The organism is Dietzia sp. DQ11-44, assembly GCF_014145205.1.
Taxonomy (GTDB): Bacteria; Actinomycetota; Actinomycetes; order Mycobacteriales; family Mycobacteriaceae; genus Dietzia; species Dietzia natronolimnaea.
This window is the reverse complement of record NZ_JAALEC010000328.1, coordinates 1-1,500: the sequence shown is the minus strand read 5'-3', so window position 1 is coordinate 1,500 and position 1,500 is coordinate 1. Positions and strand designations below refer to the sequence as shown.

The window sequence follows — 1,500 nt, the reverse complement described above, 5'->3', positions numbered from 1 at the left end:
TCCGCCGATTCCGTGTGACCCGGCCGGGTGAGCACCCCGCCGGGCCGCGCGCGCAGCGGCACCACGTGACCCGGGCGGGTGAAGTCCCCGGGAACGGCCTCGGTGGAGGCCAGCATGCGGGCGGTGCGCGCCCGGTCGGCGGCGGAGATCCCGGTCGAGACACCGGTACGGGCGTCGACGGTCACCGTGTAGGCGGTGTCGTGCCGGTCCTCGTTGATCGCCCGCATCGGCGGTAGATCCAGGCGGAGGCAGTCCTCGGCCTCGAGCGCGACGCAGACGTACCCCGACGAGTAACGCACGAGGAAGCCCATGAGCTCGGGGGTCGCGAGTTCGGCGGCGAAGATCAGGTCGCCCTCGTTCTCTCGGTCCTCGCTGTCCACCACGACCACGGCTCGTCCCGCCGCGATGTCGGCGATGGCGCGGTCGATGCCGTCGAAGGTGGTCACTGCTGCGGGTTCTCCTCGGTACTCATCAAACCCGGGCGTCGGCCGCGGGCACGGCCACAAGTATGGCGCATCCGGTCACCGGGACCGGCCACCGCGTCCGCCGAGGAGACGCTCCACGTACTTGGCCAGGACATCGACCTCGAGGTTGACCGCGTCCCCCGGGGTCAGGCCGCCCAGGATCGTGTCCTCCAGCGTGGTGGGGATGAGCGAGACCTCGAACCACGGCTCGGTCTGGTCCAGCGGACTGACCGCCGACACGGTGAGAGAGGTACCCGACACCGTGATCGACCCCTTCTCCACCACGTAGCGGGCGAGGTCCTGCGGCAACGAGACGCGCACCACGTGCCACTGGTCGTGCTCCGTCCTGCTGATCACCGCGCCGGTCCCGTCGACGTGCCCCTGGACGATGTGTCCGCCGAACCGCGCGTCCGCCCGCATCGCCCGCTCCAGGTTCACCGGGTCACCGGGGTTCAGCGCGCCCAGGGCGGTGCGGTCGAGGGTCTCGGCCATGACGTCGGCGTCGAAGCCCTCTCCGGCGGTGAACCCCGTGACGGTGAGGCAGACGCCGTTGACGGAGATCGACTCACCGTGACGGGTGTCCGACGTGACGAGGGGTCCGCGGATCCGCAGTCGCGCGGAGTCCCCGACGGTCTCGACCGATTCCAGCGTGCCGAGTTCCTCGACGATTCCGGTGAACATCAGTGTGGTCCTCTCGTGGGTGTGGTCATGCGTGCCGAGTGATCCGCGCGGTCATGCGGTGCGTCTGGTCAGGCGGAGGTAGACGTCACGTCCCAGGGTCGCGGTCTCGCGCACGTCGAAGCCGTGGGCCCCGGCGAGCGTGTCGACCCCGGCACCCTGGACGGCGGACCGACCGTCTCCCAGCACGATCGGGGCGAGGTAGGCCTCGACCTCGTCGACGAGCCCGGCGGCGAGGAACGCCCCGGCCAGACGGGGGCCGCCCTCGACCAGGACGTGCTGGACGTCGCCGAGCATCGCGAGCGCCTCCGCGGGATCGCGGGTGGCCAGGTGCCTGAACCGGCCGTCGGAACCCCGC

3 protein-coding genes are annotated in these 1,500 nt (G+C 71.2%); all 3 read right to left on the bottom strand.

Annotated features, from left to right (window positions below):
* Positions 1-446, bottom strand: a 446-nt coding sequence (locus G6018_RS08955) for a 3,4-dihydroxy-2-butanone-4-phosphate synthase (RefSeq protein WP_182639425.1), incomplete at its 3' end; no start/stop codon positions are given.
* A gap of 75 nt (positions 447-521) precedes the next feature.
* Complete coding sequence (locus G6018_RS08950) at positions 522-1,145, bottom strand: riboflavin synthase (protein ID WP_182639424.1); 624 nt, start codon at positions 1,143-1,145, stop codon at positions 522-524.
* Between the two features lie 51 nt (positions 1,146-1,196).
* Positions 1,197-1,500, bottom strand: a 304-nt coding sequence (locus G6018_RS08945) for a dihydrofolate reductase family protein (protein WP_182639423.1), incomplete at its 5' end; no start/stop codon positions are given.